The organism is Halomonas sp. (genome assembly GCF_014859505.1).
GTDB lineage: Bacteria > Pseudomonadota > Gammaproteobacteria > Pseudomonadales > Halomonadaceae > Halomonas.
Map to the genome: position 1 here is coordinate 27,393 of NZ_JACUUD010000012.1, position 19,156 is coordinate 46,548.

The window sequence follows — 19,156 nt, forward strand, 5'->3', positions numbered from 1 at the left end:
AAAAATAGTGCAAAAAATGTGTCATCTGCGCAGAGTGTCGAGCAGCAGGCCGACGGCCTGTCGGGCCTGATCGATGTCCGCGCCGCTCTTCAGCAGGGTCCTGAGTCCCGCCATGCCCATCGTCAGGTAGGTGGCCAGCGCCTCGGCGTCCCGCTCCTGTGCGATGTCGCCCTCGCGCTGGGCCTGGACCACCGCTAGGTGGAATAGCTCGGTGATGGCGGCCAGGCTCTGCCGCGCATGATGCGAGGGCAGGTCGCCGCGCTGGCCGAGCTCGGTGGCGGAGTTGAAGATCAGGCAGCCCAGGGCGGCGCGCTCGCTGCCGGCCTCGTCGGCCGTCTCGCGGAATAGCGCCTCGAGGAAGGTCATGGCCGTGGGGACGGTCTCCAGGCGCCGGCCTAGCCGGCCGATCAGCGCCTCGCGATAGCGACGCAGGGCCTCGAGGAACAGCTGCTCCTTGCTACCGAAGGCCTGGTAGAGGCTGCTTCGCGAGATATGCATGGCCGCGAGCAGGTCCCGGGTTGAAGCGGCATCGTAGCCTCGGGCCCAGAAGACCTGCATGGCGGCGGTGGCAGCCTCGTCCGGGCTGAAGGCGATGGGGCGTCCTCGTGTCATGCTCTGTAATTTAGTACCGATCGTTCCATAAATCAAGGCCGCGACAGATCACGCTCGAGTTGCTATCGATGTAAGGAGACCCTAAATATGACGACACAATCCCGAGGACACACTCCACCACTTGTGCCTCGGGGAAGAGGAGATGACCCGCATGACCGAGCAGCATTCGCCGACCAGGCGCTTCTGGCTGGGTGGCCGAAGGGCCGCCGAGCAGGACCGGTTCTTCCGCGAGGCCCTGGAGCCGCTGGGCTGGGAGGCCGGGGACGAGCAGGAGTGGGACGCCGGCTGGGTCACCGGCATGCCCGACCCCGCCCAGTTTCGTCGGGTATCGCCGGCGCGCCGTCTCAACCACTTCCCCGGCAACACGGCGCTGACCATCAAGAGCCGGCTCCACGCGAGCCTTTCCACACTGCGCGAGCGCATCGTGGCGAGCCACGGGGCTGACAGCGACGCGGCGTCGCGGCTGGCGTTCTTCCCGCATTCCTGGGTGATGCCCCACGACTATCACGCCCTGCAGGAGGCCGCCCTGGCCAATCCCGAGCAGCGCTGGATCCTCAAGCCCACCAATGCCTCCAAGGGCAAGGGCGTGCGGGTGCTGCGCGACGCGGGCGAGGCACCGCTGGCGGCAGACTGGCTGGTGCAGGAGTACCTGGCGAACCCGCATACCATCCGCGGGCACAAGTATGTGCTGCGTCTCTACGTACTGATCAGCTCGCTGGAACCTCTCCGCGTCTATCTCTACCGGCAGGGCTTCGCCAAGCTGGCCTCGGAGCCCTGGGACCCTGAGGATGCCGACAACCCCTACAGCCAGCTCACCAACCCGGACATCAATGCCCTCAACGACCGCGCCGAGGTGCCGGTGGAGTTCATCGACCTGGAGCGCTACCGGACCTGGCTGCGGGACCAGGGGCATGACGACGATCGCCTTTTTGCCCGCATCCACGACCTGGTGGCCTTGACGGCCATCTCGGGGGTGGATGCCATGCGAAGCCGCACCGCCGAGGTGGGGGCCGACCCGCGAGGCTGCTATGAGCTGCTGGGGTTGGACTGCCTGGTGGACGATACCCTCAAGCCCTGGATCCTGGAGTGCAATCTCAGTCCCTCGCTGGGTATCTGTGCCGCCCCGGAGAGTGGCGGACGCATCGAGGAAGCGGTAAAGGGCGGTCTGGTGCGGGACATGGTCGCGCTACTGGATATCCCCGGCATCGACGCGACGCAGCCCGAAGAAGACATGACCGCTGCACGTCTGGTCACCGAGGCCGAGGCGGAGCAGGCCAGAGCCGGCGACTTCCTGCGCTTGCTGCCGGCCGAGGAGCCGGCCCGGTACCTGCCGTTCTTCTCGCTGCCGACCCTGGCTGACCTGCAGCTGGCCGAGGGGCTGGCGGGCCAGTCCCTGCCGCAGCCGGTGCTGCAGCGCCGCCGGGTGGCGGAGCTGCTGGACGATGACCAGCTGGCGCTCCATGACACCCGCAGCGGTCACTACTATCGGCCCAACGACACGGCGGCGATGATCTGGCTGCTGGCCACGGAGGGGCTGGACCCCGATGCCATCGTCGATCAGCTGGCCCTGGCCGCCGCCCAGACGGAGGGCTCCCCGGACCTGGCGGCCCTGCGGCGCGACGTCTGGTCCACCCTTGGGGAGTGGTGCCGCGATGGCCTGCTCTGTCAGCGTGGCCCGGCCCTGGACGACGCCCCGGCGACGGAGGCGGTGCCGACGGCCCGTGCCCGGCCACATCTGCTGCAGTTGGACCACGACGGCCAGCGCTGGGCGCTGGAGGTCGGCACCCCTGCGGCCCTGGCTCGGCTGACGCCGTTGTTCGGGGAGCGGCTCACCCCGCTTGACGAGTTGGCTGCGGTCGGGCTTCCGCGCCTGGCCCTGCTGCCCGGAGCGACCGGCTACGCCCTGGTGGCCGACCACGGGGTGGCAAGGACGCGACTGACGCTGGCCGAGCTCGTCCCGGCGCTGCTGGCCCACCTGGTCGGCGAGGCCGCGCGGCCCGGTCGCCCGGTGATCGATGCCGGCCTGCTGGTCACCCCGGAAGGGGTGGGGGTACTTTGCCTGCTGCCCGACGAGGCGGCCCGCCAGGCGCGGCTGCAGTGGCTGACGGCCACGGGGGGGGGCCTGACTCGCGGCGTGCGGCTGTCCTTGTCGGCGCCCGACGAAGCCGAGCCGCTGAGCCTGCCGCTGGCGATGCCCGCCGGAGAGGCCCCGGCGTCGACGCCGGACAGGGTGGCGATCCGGGCCGTGCTGGTGCCCGCCGAAGCGGAGGAGGCGATGGCTCCCGCCGGGGTGCTGGACGTCATGGGGGCGCTGCTGTCGCGCTGCATCACGGCGCCGGACGTGCCCCTGACACCTGGCGAGGTCACCGCCCTGAGCGAGTGGGTCTCCCGGCTGGAACGCCTCGCCGTGGGCGACGTCGATCATTCGCCCACGGCCGATCCGCTTATCGACTGGCTGACCGGCCGAGACGCTACCGTCAGTCGGTCGGTTGACCCGGCCATGGCGGGGAAGCGACGGGCATCGCGTCGTTGACAGGCAGGTTGACGAGATACATTGGCAAGCCAGATTGGCAAGGTAGCTGGTACCGAGCAGAGGGCGGCGCCCACCCGTGGGCGCCGCCGAAGGGAGGCCAGCCTCGATGAGGAGGCTGGCGTCACTGCAAGACGGCGTGCTGAGGCATGCCGTCCATCGCATCGCGAGATGCACCACCGAGGAGATCATGACCATGACACAACAAGACGAGAAGCGCCGCAGCCTGCTGGGGCGCCTGGGTCGACAGCTGGGCTACACGACCCCGGCGCTGCTGCTGGTCGCCAGCGGTGCGGCCTTCCAGGCAGTGGCCAGCGACACGGCCACCGAGCCGACCTACACCAGCGGTCAGGAAGCCCCGCTGATGCTGGCGGAGGCCCATGCCGAGGGCGGCGCGGAAGGCGCCGGTGAAGCCCAGGGCGAGGCTGAAGCGGAAGGCGAAGCCGAGGGTGAGGCTGAAGGAGAGGCAGAAGGTGAGGCCGAGGGCGAAGCCGGGAACTGACGCCTCGCCAGCGACTGGCCGAGGGCCGGTCCGCGCGCCATGGGCGCCGGCCCGGCCTTCCCCGAAGCTCTCATGTCACCCCACCGGCAACCTGGAGAACCCGGCCATGACACAGCCTGTATCAGGACGACCCCACCCGCTGGAGGGGCTCATCGAGGAAAACCTCATGGCGCTGGCCCAGTTGAAGGGCCTGCTGGATGACCTGACGCCTGCCGCCTACCGACAGCCCTTCGGTGCGGACGGCCGCCATACCCTGGGCAAGCACGTTCGACACATCATCGACCACTACGATGCCCTTCTTGGCGGCCTGGAGGCCGGTGGCCCCCGTCTCGACTACGAACACCGTCGCCGTGACGAGGTCCTCGAGCAGTGGCCCGCCCGAGCCGCCCGGCGAGTCACCGACCTCGAGGTCGCACTGCTGGCGCTGGCCGACCAGGCGCTCCCGGCGTCCCTGGCACTGGCCTATCCCGTGGGCGAGGAGCCGTTGGCGCTGCCCACCAGCCTGGCGCGTGAGCTGGCCTTTCTGACCAGCCACACCATCCACCACATGGCGATCCTCGGCCTGCTGGCCGAGCAACTCGGTCTGGCACTGCCCGAGTCGTTTGGCGTTCACCCCTCGACCCTGCGCCACTGGCGGCGGGAAGCCCTGCCGGTGATGGCGGAGGGGGCGTGATGGCCACGACGCGATGGGCCTCATGGCTGACGGTATGGCTGATGGTGCTGCTGCTGGCCGCTCCCGCCGCGGCCGACGCTCGCTGGCCCGAACAGGGTTGGCGGGTCCTGCCGGTGTCATCGAGCTATGCCGAGCTGCTGGAGGCCCTGCGTGAAGCGGTCGAGGCGGAGGGCATGTTCATCGTCACCGAGGCAGGCCCCACCGAGGCGGCTGCCCGACGCGGCGAGACGATACCCGGTAACCGTGTGGTGGGGGTCTTTCGCAATGACTATGCCGTGCGCACCCTTCGCCTAAGTGTCCCGGCGATGATCGAGGCGCCGATCCGTTTCTATGTCACCGAGAATGATGACGGTATCGCCACCCTTGCCTGGAAGACGCCGAGCCATGTGCTGGCGCCTTACCTCGAAGAGGGCGGTGAGGCCCTGGCGGAGATCGGTCGGGAGCTCGATGCCGTGTTCGACGCCATCGGGCGCCGGGCCCGGGCCGCCGCGCAGTAGCGAAGCCTTCTCAGGCCGAGTTCCGAGGAGAACCGCGGATGGCATTCGAGACCCATCGAGAGCTCCCTGCTCCCAGGGACACCCTCATCGAAGCGGCGCTCATCGGTAACCTGATCTGGAGCTACGGCGATCTGCTGTTTGCATGAGCCGGAAGTCCGGTGCGCTGTCCCTCTTCCAGGCTGCCTATCTTCCTCTGTAAGCCTGTGCCGCCATCATCGACAAAGGGTCTCGCCGATGGGCAAGCACCCGGGCAATGTGTGAAATTTTCCAAGGTATCATGGAGGTGAAAGTGAGAAAGGCACTGGGTCTATTGCTGCTGAGGGTGTCGCTTGGCGGTCTGCTGCTGGTGTGGGGGGTGAACAAGATTGTCAATGTCGATCACAGCCTGGCCATCGCCGACAATTTCTATGCCGGCTTTCTGTCTAGCGAGTTCCTGTTGCCGCTGTGGGGCGTCTCTCAGCTGGTGATCGGCCTGCTGGTGATCATCGGGCTGGCCAGGCGGTGGGTCTATCCCCTGCAACTGGTGATCAACGGGGCGTCCCTGCTGGCCGTCTTCCCCTCGGTGATCGACCCGTGGGGCTGGTTCCTGGAAGGTACCAATGTGCTGTTCTATCCCTCATCGATCATCCTGGCGGCAAGCCTGGTGATGATGGCCTTTCGTGACGAGGACAGCCTCGCCCTGGATGCCAGGCGGAAGTCACGGCCCAGCACCTGGGTGGGGGGGCACCAGTGTGGCCAGGTGGTGCGCCAGAGGTAGGCGAATGGATGCCGGTGGGATCTCAGGGACAATCGGGTGGCTCGTCACTGGCCGAGAACCCGAGATTCGAGAACCAGGCAGTGGCATCGACGCCGGCATTGTCACCATCGCTCATCAGCGCCACGCCATCGAGTCGGTCGGCTTGGTCACCGAAGAGTGATGCGAAATCCTCCCCGACGTGGCGGACTTCCGCTACCCACTCACCGACGCGTGACTCTCCACTCTGCAGTGCCAGCAGATGGGCCCGCGAGGTGAAGGCATTGGGCCAGTCCGCCCCCTTCGGCTGACTCGAGGCCCAGACATAGTTCACCGACTGGACCTGCCAGGGAAGGATGCCCGTCTTGCGTGCCACATAGACCCGGGCCGGATAATCATCTCCGGCCCGGGTCGTTTCATCCAGTCCATGGTGAATGCCCGAGACCTGCCAGCACCAGTGGAGATAGGGGGTGCGATTCAGGTTCACCCCCATCTCGAGATACTTTGCCGAGGCCTGCCCCTTCGACCTGGCCTGCAACACGCGCGCGCCTTCCCGCTCGACGACCCGGTACTCCGTCTCTCCTTCAAAGGAGCGTGTCGGCCAGGCCATCATCGACTCCGGGGAAAAGCTGACGTCGGCTGCCGTCGCGGATAGTGCGCTGGCCAGCAGCAACACGCCAGTCAGCAGGGTGTCCTTGGTCATCTTGGTCATAGAGTTGATCCTCTGAGGTTACTATCGGCTGGGAGGGATTGGCTTTGCGGCAAGCGAATGCCGGGGCTTGGCTTGCAACCCGACACCGGGTCGACCACGCTGAAGGCTGACATAGAGGAGAGACCCCATGAGCAAGTTACCCCTGCTGATGACCGCCCTGCTGCTGACCGCCGGCGGACTGGCCCAGGCCGGCGAGCATGGCATCGAGCAGCGCGCCAGCGACGACGGGATCGAGGCGGTGGACCAGCGGCTGCGGGCAGCGCTAGAGGAGCGCGGCATGCGGCTGGTGACGGTGGTGGATCATGCCGGCAATGCCGAGAGCGTCGAGCTGTCCCTGCCGCCGACCCGCACCTTCATCTTCGGCAACCCTGAGGTCGGTACGCCCATGATGAAATGCCAGGGGAGCCTGGCCCTGGACCTGCCCCAGAAGATGGTGATCCGCGTCGATGGCGAGCAGACCCTGGTGGAGTGGAACTCGCCGCATTACCTGGCCGAGCGCCATGGGCTGGGCGACTGCGAGCTCCCGCTGGACAGGGTGGCGGAAGCTCTGGAGGGAATCGCCGCCGAAGCGGCGGGTGACTGACTGCCATGTCCTACTCCCGGCGTCCGGGGCCGCCAGTGCCGGCGCCGTCATCGCCGGGCATCTTTTCGAGCTCATCCTCGAAGCGCTTCCCCGCCCGATGCAGCAGGGAGAACTGACGGTCGCATTGCCGGCAGGCATCGCACATTGTCAGGTGAAAACGCAGCGACATGCTTTCCTGGAACGTCAAGCGGCGATCCTGCTTGAGTGACATCAGGCGGGTCGCCTCCTTGCACATCATCATGTTCTTTCCTCCTTCAGCCAGCCACTCTGCAGGCAGGCCCGCAGCCGCAGCCGCGCGCGATGCAGAATGACCCAGCAGTTGTTTTCCTTGATATCGAGTTCCCTGCAGATCTCTTCGGTGGAGAGCCCCATCAGCTCCCGCAGCGAGAAGACCCTGGCGGTGTTGTCCGGGAGCGTGATCATGCAGGCATCGAATACCTGCCAGAAATGCTCGTTCTCGAAGACCTTGTCGGGGTTTCCCCAGCTTTCCGGGCGGGCCTGGTCCTGCCAGCGTCCGTTGTCTTGGAACTGCCGGTCGATGGCATCTTCGTCGCTCTCGTCATCCAGAGGCTGCAGTCGCCCCTGTCGTTTCTGGAAGCGCATCACATCGAGGATCTTGTACTTGAGGATGCCAAATACCCAGGTTTCATAACCCGAGCGCCCGGCAAAGCTGGCGTCCTTTTCGATAGCGGCCATCATCGCCTCCTGCACGGCATCCTCGGCCAGTGCATTGTTCCTCAGGTGCAGCCGGGCAAAGGAGAGCAGTCGGGGCCTGACCGCCGACAGTCGCTCCATGCGGGTGGGAGGAGCTGCCTGGGCGGCATCGTCCTTGGGGGTGTGCTCGTCGGTCATGGGCTGCAGGCTCCAGGTTCCAGAGGATGACTCTCGTTCATTCGCCAGTTCGGTACTTTGCATCGCACGTGTTCGGACTTCATCGAAGTGAGTCGCTGAAAAGGGGCATTTCATTACACTTGTTTCAAGACTGTTTTCTCTCAAGCTTATTGAAATTTTTTTTATCCTGATGCCTCGAATATCGTAAGAAAAACGTCTTCCTGACTACCAATTCACAAGGATTCACAACGGGTGATCCTGGCAACGAAATGAAATGGCAGAGGAAGGAGAACCATCATGAAACATTCAACGATTATGACCACGGCGCTGCTCACCGGTATGCTCGCCATGGGCCTGGCAACCCAGTCATCCGCCATGGTGACCAATGGCACCTTCGAACTCAAGAATGGCAATACGCCATCACGCATGATCCCGGGAGTCGATCACTATCGCTTCGAGGTGAACAGCTCCAGCGAGTTGCGCGTGGAGAGCCAGCTCTGGAGCCCCGCGGCGGCCGGCGGCAGGATGAAAGCCGAACTTCGCGATGGTAACGGTAATGTGGTTGCACGCTCGAATTCGCGCGGCAAGGACTTCGTCCTCCAGCAGAGCCTTTCGCCGGGCCGCTACACCCTGGAGGTGCACGGCTCCCAGTTGGGAGGTCGCAAGGAGTCCACACAGCGTTATTACCTGAACACCGATCTGCGTTGATCCTGATCAAAAGGCAATATTTCCCGCCCGGCCCTGCCGGGCGGGTGCCGGTCGCTCTGATCAACGTCTTTCGGCTAGGAGCCTGTCGGGGTCGATATCGCGACCCATCGACAGGCCCCTGCGGTGCTGTCGGTGGCCCGAGGAGGACCCCATGTCAAAGCTGCTAGAACGCTGTGGCTACCGATTGAGCTGCTGGCTCTCCAGTCCGCGCCCCTGGCATCGGGTCGAGTCCCCTCCCGAGCCCGAGGCGCTGGCCTGCCTGCAGCCGGGCGATGTGCTGCTGGTCGACGGGTCTTCCCGGTTGAGCACGGTGATCAAGTACCTCACCCAGTCCTCCTGGTCCCACGCGGCGCTGTTCGTCGGGCATGAGGTCGCACGGGATGCCGGTGGACGCGACGGCGACTGCTTCGTCGAGGCTGACCTGGCCGATGGGGTGAGGCTGGTGGGTGTCGACGAATTTCTCGGCTTGCCGTTGCGCATCTGCCGCCCGATGGGGCTGGCCCCCGAGGAGACCTCGACGCTGGTTCGATTCGCCTCCCAGCGGGTGGGGCATCGCTACGACCTGCGCAACATCGTCGATCTGGCGCGCTACCTGCTGCCGCTGCCCCCGGTCCCGATGCCCTGGCGCCGGCGCATGCTGGAACTGGGCAGCGGGGATCCCACCCGGGCGATCTGCTCGACCCTGATCGCCCAGGCCTTCCAGTCGGTTCGCTATCCGATCCTGCCCATCGAGGCGTGGCAGGAGGATGAGCAGCGCTGCGTCGGATGCCGGCGGCGGACCCTGCGGCGTCGCCATCACAGCCTGTTCACGCCCCGGGATTTCGACCTGTCGCCCTACTTCCAGATCGTCAAGCCGGCGCTGCTGGGGGATTTCGACCCGCACTGCCTGCGCTGGGAGAATTCAGCGCAACGCCGCTCCCTCGTCGGGGTGGCGCCCGGGCAAGTCGAGCCATCGCCGCAGGTCCTCGGGCCGGTCGACGTCCCAGACGGTGGCGGGGCAGGCCAGGCGCCAGCCTAGCGCCACGATCCGTTCGTCCGTCTTGGCCATCACGCTGCCGGTACCCCAGGCGATGTCGTCGAACAGCCGCGGGTCGGGATGGCGAACGCCGATCAGGCCATAGCCCCCGTCCTCGGCGGGCAGGCAGACGGCGTCGTGGTCCTGCAGTCGCTCGGCGCAGGCCGTCAGCAGTGCGGGGGAGAGCATCGGGCAGTCGCTGCCGATGACCATGGCGGGGCCACCGGCCTGCCAAAGGGCGCGATGCATCCGCTCCCCCAGGTCCCCCTCGGGCTGGGGGAGCAGAATGATACCGTGTCGTGTGGCCAGCTCCAGGAACAGCGGATGGTCGTGATCCAACGCCGTCCACAGCGTGATCCGCGCGGGGGGCAGGGCATGGCAGGCCACCTCCAGGGTCCGATGCAGCAGTCGGGCGTGGAGGCGCGCGGCCCCCTCGGGCCCCAGCGCCGGGATCAGGCGGGTCTTGGCCTTGCCCGGGATCGGTGCCTTGGCCAGGATGGCGAGTGATACGCCGGCATCAGCGCACATGGCGATACTCCCTGGCCAGGCGTTCCGGCGACTCGCCACGCCAGTAGCGCCAGCGCAGCGCCCACATCAGCCGGATGGTTGCCCAGGCGCCCTGCCTCTCCCAGCGACGGCCACTGCTCACCACGCGCTGGCGCAGGCAGGCGGGGGAGGAGCGACGCTTCAGCCGGCGTGACATCTCGATGTCCTCCATCAGCGGCTGCTCGGGAAAGCCCCCGACGGCCTCGAAGGCCTCGCGGGTCATGAACAGCGCCTGGTCGCCGGTGGCGATGCCGGTCAGCCGTGAACGCTGGTTCATGGCCGCGGCGATGACCGACAGCAGGCGGGGCGTCCCTTCCAGGCAGACGTCGAAGCGTCCCCAGCAGTGCCGTCCGGCCAGCGCGCCGTCGATCAGGCGGTCGGCGCCGGGCGGCAGGCGCGTGTCGGCATGCAGGAAGAGCAGCCTGTCGCCCCTGGCCGCCGCCGCTCCCTGATTCATCTGCCTGGCGCGGCCGGGGGAGGCCTCGATCACCCGAGTGCAGAGGGGTGCTGCCAGAGCAGCAGTGTCGTCTCGACTGCCACCGTCCACCACGATCACTTCGACTCCCCGTTGGATCAGCGGCTGCAGGGAATCGAGGGTGGCGGCGATGGTCGAGGCTTCGTCCAGGACGGGCATGATCAGGCTGAGCGTCGGCGCAGGCATCGTCTCTTTCTCGCTATCGTGATGGGCATGGCCAGCGGATCATGCTGACGCCTGCCTTGGTCGCATGCTGGCCGTGGAACTTTCATTCCTAGCCTTCATTCCGAGCCTGGCCTGTAAGGATGATGAGCCGCTGGTGACTCATTCAGGCATGCCCCTGCGAGGCAAGCAACCCTTTCAGACCACCAAGGAGGCCAGATGAACTCTCGCCGTCTGTTGCTCGTGTTAGTGATTGTCGCCGCCGTGGCGGCCTTCTTCCTGTCCGGTGCCAGCGACTTCCTGACGCTGGAGACCCTTCAGGCGGAGCAGGCCCGCTTCCAGGCCTGGTTGGCGCGGGAGCCTGTCACCGTCATAGGTGGCTTCTTCCTGCTCTACGTGGTCATGGCGGGGCTCTCCTTGCCGGGCGCTACCCTGATGACGGTGCTGAGCGGAGCCCTGTTCGGCCTGGGCTGGGGGCTCTTGATCGTCTCCTTCGCCAGCACCCTGGGCGCGACCCTGGCGGCGCTGATTGCACGTACCCTGCTGCGTGAGCCCCTGGAACAGCGCTATGCCAGGCAGTTGGAACGCATCAATGCCGGGATCCGCCGCGAAGGGGCGCTATACCTCTTCACTCTGCGTCTGATCCCGCTGTTCCCCTTCTTCGTGATCAACCTGGTGATGGGGCTGACGCGGATGCGATTGGTTACCTTCTACTGGGTCAGCCAGGTGGGCATGCTGGCGGGCACGGCGGTATTCGTGAACGCCGGCAGCGAGCTGGCCGAGTTGCAGGCCCTGGGTGACATCCTCTCGCCTTCACTGATGGCCTCCTTCGCGCTGATCGGCGTCTTTCCCTGGCTGGCCAAGGGCCTGGTGGCGCTGGTCAGGCGTCGTGCCCTGGCACGTCGGCATCGCCGGCCGACGCGCTTCGAGCGTGACATCGTGGTGATCGGCGCCGGTTCGGCAGGGCTCGTGGCCAGCTATATCGCCGCGGCCGTGCGAGCCAAAGTGACGCTGGTGGAGCGCGAACAGATGGGCGGGGACTGCCTCAACACCGGCTGCGTGCCCTCCAAGGCGCTGATCCGGGCCGCGCGCTCCGTCCGGGAGGTGCGTGGCGCCTCCCGCTTCGGTGTCAAGGTGGCCGAGCCGAGCGTGGATTTCGCCGCCGTGATGGGCCATGTACAGGGCGCCATCGAGGCCATTGCGCCCCATGACAGCGTCGAACGCTACGAGAGCCTCGGGGTGGAGGTGGTCAAGGGCGAGGCGAGCCTGGTGAGCCCCTGGCAGGTGCGGATAATGACGCCGGAGGGGGAGCGCACCCTGACTACGCGTCATGTGATTATTGCCAGCGGGGCGCGGCCCAGGGTGCCCGAATTGCCCGGTATCGAGTCGGTGGAGGTGCTTACCTCCGATACCCTGTGGCGGCTCCGGCAGTTGCCCGAGAGGCTGGTGGTACTCGGCGGTGGACCGATTGGCTGCGAACTGGGGCAGAGCTTCGCCGTGCTGGGCAGCCAGGTGACCCTGGTGGAGTGGGCCGGCCAGTTGCTGCCCCGCGAGGATGCGGAGGTCGCCGAGGAACTGCAGGAAGTCATGCGCGAGGACGGCATTCAGATCCTGCTGGGCCATCGGGCGCTCGGGGTGGTGACGGACGATTCGGGCTCGGCGCTGGAGGTGGTGAACGCCGATGGCCGCCATGAACGACTCCCCTTTACGCACCTGCTGGTGGCCGTGGGGCGCGAGGCCAACGTCACTGGCATGGGGCTCGAGGAACTCGGCATTGGTACCCGCGAGAACGGCACCCTGGACGTGGATGGGACGCTGCGCAGCGTGCTGCCCAATGTCTGGGCCTGCGGCGATGTGGTCGGCCCCTACCAGCTGACCCACGCCGGCGCTCACCAGGCCTGGCATGCCACGGTCAATGCCCTGTTTGGCGAGGTCAAGCAGTTTCGGGTCAGCTACCGGGCGCTGCCGGCGGTGACCTTCACCACCCCGGAGGTGGCGCGGGTCGGACTCAACGAGCGTGAGGCCCGCGAGCAGGGGCTCGAGCACGAGGTGACTCGGTATGCGCTGGAGGAACTCGATCGCGCCCTGGCCGAGGCCGAACCCCGCGGTTTCATCAAGGTGCTGACTCCTCCCGGGAGCGATCGCATCCTCGGTGCCACCATCGTCGGCGAGGGGGCAGGCGAGATGCTGGCCACCTTTACCCTGGCGATGACCCGTGGGATCGGGCTCAATCGCCTGCTGTCCACCATTCACCCCTATCCCACACGCAGCGAGGCGGTCAAAGCCACCGCCGGGGTATGGAAGAATGCCCACAAGCCCGAGCGACTGCTGGGCTGGCTGGCGCGCTACTTCGCCTGGCGGCGCGGGGCGGGTCGCGTCACCGAAACATCACGGCGGCAGGACCTCACTCGAGGGTGATGATCCGCCCACCGGCCGCTGCGGCGTCTGCGTGGTCATGGGTGACCAGCAGGCTGGGCAGTCCCGCCTCGCGCAGCCTGTCGAACACCAGCTCTCGCATCTCGTGGCGCAAGGCCGTGTCGAGCTTGGAGAAGGGCTCATCGAGGAGCACGGCGCTGGGGGCGGAGAGCAGCAGGCGCATCAGTGCCACCCGCGCCTGCTGGCCGCCCGACAGAGTGGACGGATCGCGCTCGCCGAAGCCCGCCAGACCGATCGCGGAAAGCGCCGCCTCGACCCTGGCGGCCTTGTCGGGGGTGGCGCTCGGCAGGCCGAAGCGCAGGTTGCCGGCCACCGACAGGTGCGGGAAGAGCAGCGGGTCCTGGAACAGCAGACCGATGCCGCGTCGCTCGGCGGGCAGCGCGGTGATGTCCCTTTCCGCGAGGCGTACCTGCCCCGTGGCCTCGAAGGTGGTCGCGAGGAAGCCGGCGGTGAAGGCGAGCAGGGTCGATTTTCCCGAGCCGGAGGGTCCCATCACGGTGAGCACCTCCCCGGGCGCGATACGGGCATCGAGCGCCAGCAGCGTCCTGCCGTGCAGGGCGATATGCACCTTGTCGAAGATCAGGTCGAGCTCGAGGCAGGGGTCGGTCATGGAGTTCCTCGCATTCCGCGTCGGTTGGACCAGAGCAGCCGTGGCAGGCCCACGGCAATGAGAAAGCCCACCAGCGGCAGGCTGGCCTGGACCAGCGCCCAGACGCCGATCAGGCGGCGGTTGCCACCGGCGGCCAGGGCCACCGCCTCGGTGGTCACGGTGGTAACGCGTCCGGCGCCCAGCAGCAGGGTGGGCAGGTACTGGCCGATGCTGACCGCCAGGCCTACCGCCATGGCGGTGAGCAGCGGCGCCAGCAGCATCGGCAGGCGCACCCGCCAGAAGGCGCCGTTGGGCGTGGCACCGAGGGTCAGCGCCACCCGCGTCCAGCGCGGATCGAAGCGCCGGTAGGCCTCGGACAGCGACAGGAACACATAGGGCAGCACGAACAGCAGGTGGCCGAAGATCACCAGCCACGTTGTGGGGCGCGTGCCCAGCGCTTCCATCACCACCACCAGGCCGAACAGGAAGGCGATCTGCGGCACGATCAGCGGCAAGTAGAGCAGGGTGAGTGCCGAGGTGAGCCGTCCCTGGGCCGGGTGTCGCCCGCTGCGCTGCTCGTTCTCCAGGGCCGCCAGGGACAGCCCCAGGGCGAGCAGCGTCGAGACGGTGGCGATCATCAGGGTGGCGGTGACCGGCCCGCCCAGGGAGGGCAGGGCGCGCTGCCAGTGCTGCCAGGTGAAGGCCTGGGGCAGGGCGTCGGGAAAGCGCCAGAAGCCGGCCAGGGAGTTGAGGGCCAGGCCGGCGATGCCCACGAGGGCGGTCCCCGCCGCCAGCAGGATCAGCGCCTTGCCGGCCAGGCGCAGCACCCGTTCGCCGCGGCGGCGCTGGCCGCCCGTCACCCAGCCCCGTCCCAGGCGCCGCACCAGGCACTCGAGCCCCCACCAGCTGGCCAGCGCCGCGGCGGTGACCCCGAATTGCAGCAGCGCACCGGCCGAGGCCATGAAGCGCCGCGACAGGTCCGGGTCGTTGAACCAGGTGAGGATGGAAACGGCCAGCGTGGGCGGCAGGGTGGGGCCGAGGATCATGGCCACGTCGACCACCGAGGAGGCGTAGGCGATCACTGCGAAGACCGGCAGGCGGATCAGCGGGTAGAGCGAGGGGACCACCACCTTCAGCCAGGCGATGGCCGGGCGATAACCCAGCGAGCGAGCCATGGCCACGCGCCGCTCGGCGTCGAGCTGGTGCAGGGCGGCCAGACTCATCAGCAGCAGAAAGGGGATCTCCTTGATGATGAGCCCTGCCATCAGCGCAAGCCCCCAGGGATCGTTGACGACGAGCGCATCCGGCGGGCGCTCCCAGCCGGTGAGCTCGGGCGACACCAGCCGCGCGAGCAGCCCAGAGGGAGCGATGAGAAAGGCCAGGCCGAAGGCGGCTGCCGCGTGGGGAATCGACAGCAGCGGCGAGATCATGCGCCGGATCCAGCGGTCCAGCCGGCTGCCGGAGGCCCCGGCCAGGAACAGCAGCACCACCGCAAGCGAGATGGCGGTGGTGACCAGGCCGCTGGCGAAGCTGATCGCCACCGAGCGAGCCAGGCCCGGCTGGGCGAACAGCGCCTGCCACGGAGCGAGGCTGGCGGCCTCGCCGCCCAGTGCCGGCAGGTAGCCGAAGGCGGGCAGTACGGCCATGGCCAGGCCGGCCAGAATCGGGCCCACCAGCAGGCTGATGATCAGCCAGGGGGCGAGTCTCAGCATTGCGCTACCTGCCGATCAGCGGCCGACGTAGCGTGCTTGCCAGGCCTCGGCCAAGGCATCGACCCAGGTGGGGTGAGGTTGACCCAGCACCTCGCCGAGTTCGTCCGGCGAAAGCGTCGCGATGCCCAGGTCGATGCCGTCGAACCGGGCGCGGTCGGCCTCGTCGAGGGTCTCAACCGAGAGCACCGTGTTGCTGCCCCAGACCCGCGGGTCCTGCTTGTGGGCCTGAGCCTCGGGGCTCAGCAGGAAGTTGGCCACCACCATGGCGCCGGCCTTGTGCTGGGCGTTATAGGGAATCGCCATGAAACTCATGTTGCCGATCATGCCGTGGTCGTGCACATAGCTGCGCACGCTGTCGGGCAGTTCCAGGTTGGCGATGGCGCCGGAAGCCTCGGTGGTGCTGAAGGAGAGAGCGAGGCTGATCTCGCTGTCGCCCATCAGGCGGCGTAGCTCCGAGCTGTTGGCGGGGAAGGCCCGGCCGCCTCGCCACAGCAGCGGATGCAGTTCATCCAGGAAGGCCCACAGCGGTGCGGTGATCTCGTCGAAGTCCGCTTCCTGCATGTTGGCATAGAGGATCTCGCTCTCCTCGGCCAGTTCCAGCAGCGCCTGGGTGATGAAGGCGTTGCCGAGGAAGTTGGGGACCCGGGCGTAGGTGAACTCCCCGGGGTTGTCGTGCGCCCAGTCGAGCAGTTCCGTCATGGAGCGCGGGTGGGCATCGACCAGTGCCGTGTCGTAGTAGAACACCACCTGGGAGCTGCTCCAGGGCGACTCCAGGCCGTCTACCGGGATCGTCCAGTCATAGCGTACCGCCGGGGTGTTTTCCGGGTCGGTGAGCGGGTAGTGGGGCAATTGCTCTGACCAGGGGCCGAACAGCAGGTCGTTGGCCTTCATGGTGGCGAAGTTCTCGCCGTTGATCCAGATCATGTCGACGTTGCCGCGATCGTCGTTGCCGGCCTGCTTCTCGGCCAGCACCCGGGAGACCGCCTCGGCGGTGTCGCTGAGCTTCACATGCACCAGCTCGATATCGAAATCCTCGGCGACCCGGTCGGCGGTCCACTGGATATAGTCGTTGGTCCGCTCCTCGCCGGCCCAGGCATACCAGTAGACGGTCTGGCCGCGGGCCTCATCGAGCACCGCGTTCCAGTCGGTGGGGTCCGGGGCGGCCTGGAGAGGGCCGGCGAGCATCAGGGCAAGGGCGGGAAGCAGGGCAAGAGGGCGGATCGGCATTCGGGCAGTCCTTGTCGGGTGGGTCGGGTGGGTCGGGTGTGGATCATTCCCCAAGGGCAACCTTGAGGTCATCCAGTTCATGTCGCACACGGTCGATCACCGTCGGGGAAAGGTAGTGCTCGACCCGCTCGCGGACATGGGCCACCAGGGCATCGTCGCTGAGTTGGGCCGACCAGTCCTCGCCGGTGGCATCGGCATCCCGGCCCCGGCCGTGCTGTGCCCGCCACTTGGCGCACCAGGTCAGGGACCATAGCCACATGGCCCGGCGGCAGGCCAGCAGCGTGGCGGGCTCAGTGGCCAGGCCGGCCGCGCTTCGCCAGTGGCGATAGAAGTCGGCGACCTCCGCGGGGCTCAGAACGGCGCGGCTGTGCAGGTCCCAGGTGGTGGAGGTATAGAGGGTGGCGTGGGCCAGGTCGAAGCCCGGCAGACCGTAGCGGCATTTCTCCAGGTCCACGAGCACCGCCCGCCCCGAGTCGGTGATCAGGAAGTTGCCGGGGTGGGCATCGAAGCTGATCAGCCGAGGTGCCGCGCCGGGCACCTGTGGCAGTTGTTCCGGCAGGGCGGCGAGTTCGGACTCGATCAGCGCCCTTGCCTCCCGGGAGAGGGCGGCCTGCTCCAGCCACTCCGCCTGTCGGGCGACCTCTTCGCGCATGGCACGCCAGGGGTCGGCAGGGGCGTTGAGGGGTGGGCGATCCGCCTCGAGGGGCACGTCAAGGCTGTGGATGGCGGCCAGCGCCTCGGCGATGGCCGGCAGATCCTCGGGCAGGCGAGCCGGTCGCCCGCGGACCGCGCTGACCAGCAGCCCGCCGCGGGGCAGTTCGGGCCCGGGCGGCAGCACGCCGTGCAGCGCCGGCGTATGGCCGCTGTGGCTGGCGCGGGCGAAGCAGGCCGCCTGGTACGCCAGGTTGTCGTCGGCCGGCAGGCCCATCTGGCTCTGCTTGGGCAGGCGTGCCACCCAGTCGATGGTGTCGCGCGAAAGCCACACATGGGTATGGGCCAGGCCGGTATCGGCCATCGGGCGCATGGCGCGGATGTCGGCCGTCAGCCCGGCGCGCGCCAGGGCCCTGGCCAGGGCATCGTGTGCGTCGAGTCGAGTGTCCGCGCAGGAGACAGAATCCGGCATGTCGTTCCTCGGTGTCGGGGGTTCGGCGTCCTGTCATGGTCGGGCGAGGCCGACCATCCTTACACTTACATTACATCTCCGATGGCAGAGGGCATTTCTGGCGGCTTGATGCCGTTGACTTCCCGATGACCTGTAAGCCATCCGACCATCCGCCGACAGAACCTGACCGCAACGATAGGCGGTGGGCCGGGCGAAGAGGCGTGTACCCGGCCGAATGACGCTCCAGCGTCGTCACGACTTGCCATCACGGAGATAACTACCATGTCACAACATGACGATAAACGCCGCAGGCTGCTCGGACGCCTTGGACGACAGCTGGCCTACTCGGCGCCGGTGCTCGCCCTGGTGGCGGGCGGTGTCACTCTGCATGCCACCGTCGGCGACGATGAGACCTCTCCACAGCTGGCGACGTTCTCTGCCACCTCATTGCTCTTCGCCAACGCTCATGCAGAGGCCCACGCTGAGGGAGGCGCCGAGGCGCAGGCGGAAGGTGAGGCCGAAGCAGAGGGCGAAGCCGAAGGTGAGGCAGAGGGGGAGGCGGAAGGTGAAGCGGAGGGCGAGGCCGAGGCGGGGTCTGCCGATGCCGTGCAGCGCCCAGCGGGCTACGAGCCGGCCTACAGCGATAGCGGCGATAACCCGCCCGAACTCCTGGCCCGCGGCGAGGAACTCTATTACGACACTTCGCTGAGCACCAACGGGTTCTCCTGTGCGACCTGCCACGGCAGCGATGGTCAGGACATGGGCTATAACCCCACCTTCGAGGAGGCCTTCCCCCACCGGGTGGCCATGGCCGAGAACCAGTTCGGCATGTCCGAGGTGTACGCCGACGAGATGGTGCAGATCTGCATGGTGGCGCCGATGCAGGCAGACCCCCTCGACTGGGGCGGCGAGGCGCTACCGTCGCTCTCGGCCTACATGGTGGAGGTGCAGCGCCGCGTGTCTGGCCAGCCCCACGACCTCTGACGTTCTCGCGGTACCTTCCGGACACCGGTGTCTTCCCGACCCGGTGTCCGTCCTCCTCCCCTTTGTCCCCCTCCTGACATGTGGCATGACGATCCCCCCCCGGCGGACCGAGCTGTTGCGGCCTATGCCTGCCAGCGCCTACGCTGATAGTGGTATCGGCTGAATCCACGCCATGAACCAAGTGCCGTGCCGACACTCACACCCACTGTACGGGTCGCGCAGGGAAGATCACCATGAGCCGAGTTCATGCCGCCCTGATCGGGCGACGCCTCCTCCTGTTCAGCCTCTTCTGCCTGGCACTGGGGGTGTTGCTGGCCATTTTCCAGTCGGTGGTCCAGGCCCAGCAGAACGAGCGTACGGCGCTGGTGATGACCGTCGAGGGGGCCATAGGTCCCGCCACCAGCGACTACTTTCAGCGCGGCCTGCGCAGGGCCGCCGAGGGCAATGCCGAGATCGTGGTGGTGCAGATGGACACCCCCGGCGGCCTGGATGCCTCCATGCGCGACATGATCCGCGCCATGCTCACC

20 protein-coding genes and 1 pseudogene are annotated in these 19,156 nt (G+C 67.4%); 11 read left to right on the forward strand and 10 right to left on the reverse strand.

The features are described 5' to 3' along the window. Positions 1-21 precede the first annotated feature (21 nt). Positions 22-612, reverse strand: coding sequence for a TetR/AcrR family transcriptional regulator (locus IBX53_RS03290; RefSeq protein ID WP_290905301.1), 591 nt, complete (start codon positions 610-612; stop codon positions 22-24). A 151-nt stretch (positions 613-763) separates the two neighbouring features. On the opposite strand from IBX53_RS03290, the gene IBX53_RS03295 reads away from it, so the two are divergent. From IBX53_RS03295 to IBX53_RS03315, 5 genes are all read left to right on the forward strand, one after another. Further along, positions 764-3,145, forward strand: coding sequence for a PqqD family peptide modification chaperone (locus IBX53_RS03295; RefSeq protein WP_290905303.1), 2,382 nt, complete (start codon positions 764-766; stop codon positions 3,143-3,145). A 193-nt stretch (positions 3,146-3,338) separates the two neighbouring features. After that, positions 3,339-3,644 carry a hypothetical protein gene (locus IBX53_RS03300; RefSeq protein WP_290905305.1) on the forward strand — a complete coding sequence of 102 codons (306 nt, stop codon included), beginning with the start codon at positions 3,339-3,341 and terminating at the stop codon, positions 3,642-3,644. 106 nt (positions 3,645-3,750) lie between these two features. Continuing rightward, a complete protein-coding gene (locus tag IBX53_RS03305; RefSeq protein ID WP_290905307.1) occupies positions 3,751-4,317 on the forward strand; it encodes a DinB family protein in 567 nt (188 codons plus the stop codon). After that, positions 4,317-4,814: a DUF302 domain-containing protein gene (locus IBX53_RS03310; protein WP_290905309.1), complete on the forward strand. Its 498-nt coding sequence runs from the start codon at positions 4,317-4,319 to the stop codon at positions 4,812-4,814. Before IBX53_RS03305 ends, IBX53_RS03310 begins: the two co-directional genes overlap by 1 nt. A 289-nt stretch (positions 4,815-5,103) precedes the next feature. Continuing rightward, on the forward strand, positions 5,104-5,571 hold the full coding sequence (locus tag IBX53_RS03315) for a DoxX family membrane protein (protein WP_290905311.1): 468 nt from the start codon (positions 5,104-5,106) through the stop codon (positions 5,569-5,571). 22 nt (positions 5,572-5,593) lie between these two features. Here the strand turns inward: IBX53_RS03315 and IBX53_RS03320 are convergent, their stop codons facing one another. Continuing rightward, on the reverse strand, positions 5,594-6,259 hold the full coding sequence (locus IBX53_RS03320) for a DUF3047 domain-containing protein (RefSeq protein WP_290905313.1): 666 nt from the start codon (positions 6,257-6,259) through the stop codon (positions 5,594-5,596). A 127-nt stretch (positions 6,260-6,386) separates the two neighbouring features. On the opposite strand from IBX53_RS03320, the gene IBX53_RS03325 reads away from it, so the two are divergent. Next, the gene (locus IBX53_RS03325; RefSeq protein ID WP_290905315.1) at positions 6,387-6,842 is read left to right on the forward strand and encodes a DUF302 domain-containing protein; all 456 of its coding nucleotides are present in this window, start codon (positions 6,387-6,389) and stop codon (positions 6,840-6,842) included. 10 nt (positions 6,843-6,852) lie between these two features. On the opposite strand, the gene IBX53_RS03330 is transcribed toward IBX53_RS03325, so the two are convergent. Together IBX53_RS03330 and IBX53_RS03335 are read right to left on the reverse strand one after the other, a co-directional pair. Continuing rightward, on the reverse strand, positions 6,853-7,083 hold the full coding sequence (locus IBX53_RS03330) for a zf-HC2 domain-containing protein (RefSeq protein WP_290905317.1): 231 nt from the start codon (positions 7,081-7,083) through the stop codon (positions 6,853-6,855). Beyond that, positions 7,080-7,808 carry a sigma-70 family RNA polymerase sigma factor gene (locus IBX53_RS03335; RefSeq protein ID WP_290905319.1) on the reverse strand — a complete coding sequence of 243 codons (729 nt, stop codon included), beginning with the start codon at positions 7,806-7,808 and terminating at the stop codon, positions 7,080-7,082. Before IBX53_RS03335 ends, IBX53_RS03330 begins: the two co-directional genes overlap by 4 nt. Positions 7,809-7,970: 162 nt before the next feature. On the opposite strand from IBX53_RS03335, the gene IBX53_RS03340 reads away from it, so the two are divergent. Together IBX53_RS03340 and IBX53_RS03345 are read left to right on the forward strand one after the other, a co-directional pair. Further along, the gene (locus IBX53_RS03340; RefSeq protein ID WP_290905322.1) at positions 7,971-8,381 is read left to right on the forward strand and encodes a hypothetical protein; all 411 of its coding nucleotides are present in this window, start codon (positions 7,971-7,973) and stop codon (positions 8,379-8,381) included. A gap of 151 nt (positions 8,382-8,532) precedes the next feature. Beyond that, a complete protein-coding gene (locus IBX53_RS03345; RefSeq protein WP_290905324.1) occupies positions 8,533-9,399 on the forward strand; it encodes a YiiX/YebB-like N1pC/P60 family cysteine hydrolase in 867 nt (288 codons plus the stop codon). Here IBX53_RS03345 and IBX53_RS03350 read toward each other — a convergent pair. Next, positions 9,283-9,924 carry a TIGR04282 family arsenosugar biosynthesis glycosyltransferase gene (locus tag IBX53_RS03350; RefSeq protein WP_290905327.1) on the reverse strand — a complete coding sequence of 214 codons (642 nt, stop codon included), beginning with the start codon at positions 9,922-9,924 and terminating at the stop codon, positions 9,283-9,285. The two genes, IBX53_RS03345 and IBX53_RS03350, sit on opposite strands and share 117 nt — an antisense overlap. Then, positions 9,914-10,603, reverse strand: coding sequence for a TIGR04283 family arsenosugar biosynthesis glycosyltransferase (locus tag IBX53_RS03355; protein ID WP_290905329.1), 690 nt, complete (start codon positions 10,601-10,603; stop codon positions 9,914-9,916). Before IBX53_RS03355 ends, IBX53_RS03350 begins: the two co-directional genes overlap by 11 nt. 195 nt (positions 10,604-10,798) lie before the next feature. On the opposite strand from IBX53_RS03355, the gene IBX53_RS03360 reads away from it, so the two are divergent. Then, positions 10,799-12,997 (forward strand): FAD-dependent oxidoreductase, encoded by a 2,199-nt coding sequence (locus IBX53_RS03360; protein ID WP_290905331.1) that lies wholly within the window; start codon positions 10,799-10,801, stop codon positions 12,995-12,997. Here the strand turns inward: IBX53_RS03360 and IBX53_RS03365 are convergent. The 4 genes from IBX53_RS03365 to IBX53_RS03380 are packed head-to-tail and all read right to left on the reverse strand — an operon-like array spanning position 12,984 to position 17,666. Further along, positions 12,984-13,625, reverse strand: coding sequence for an ATP-binding cassette domain-containing protein (locus IBX53_RS03365; RefSeq protein ID WP_290905334.1), 642 nt, complete (start codon positions 13,623-13,625; stop codon positions 12,984-12,986). The genes IBX53_RS03360 and IBX53_RS03365 overlap by 14 nt on opposite strands. Next, positions 13,622-15,316, reverse strand: a complete 1,695-nt coding sequence (locus IBX53_RS03370) for an ABC transporter permease (RefSeq protein WP_290905337.1) — start codon at positions 15,314-15,316, stop codon at positions 13,622-13,624. The genes IBX53_RS03365 and IBX53_RS03370 overlap by 4 nt, the downstream gene beginning before the upstream one ends. Before the next feature lie 15 nt (positions 15,317-15,331). Continuing rightward, complete coding sequence (locus IBX53_RS03375; protein WP_290905340.1) at positions 15,332-16,543, reverse strand: ABC transporter substrate-binding protein; 1,212 nt, start codon at positions 16,541-16,543, stop codon at positions 15,332-15,334. 43 nt (positions 16,544-16,586) lie between these two features. After that, the gene (locus tag IBX53_RS03380; protein ID WP_290905343.1) at positions 16,587-17,666 is read right to left on the reverse strand and encodes a phosphotransferase; all 1,080 of its coding nucleotides are present in this window, start codon (positions 17,664-17,666) and stop codon (positions 16,587-16,589) included. 261 nt (positions 17,667-17,927) lie between these two features. Between IBX53_RS03380 and IBX53_RS03385 the strand changes: the two genes are divergently transcribed. Beyond that, on the forward strand, positions 17,928-18,629 hold the full coding sequence (locus IBX53_RS03385; RefSeq protein ID WP_290905345.1) for a hypothetical protein: 702 nt from the start codon (positions 17,928-17,930) through the stop codon (positions 18,627-18,629). A gap of 233 nt (positions 18,630-18,862) precedes the next feature. Beyond that, a pseudogene (locus IBX53_RS03390) lies at positions 18,863-19,156 on the forward strand (nodulation protein NfeD); the annotation flags it as partial.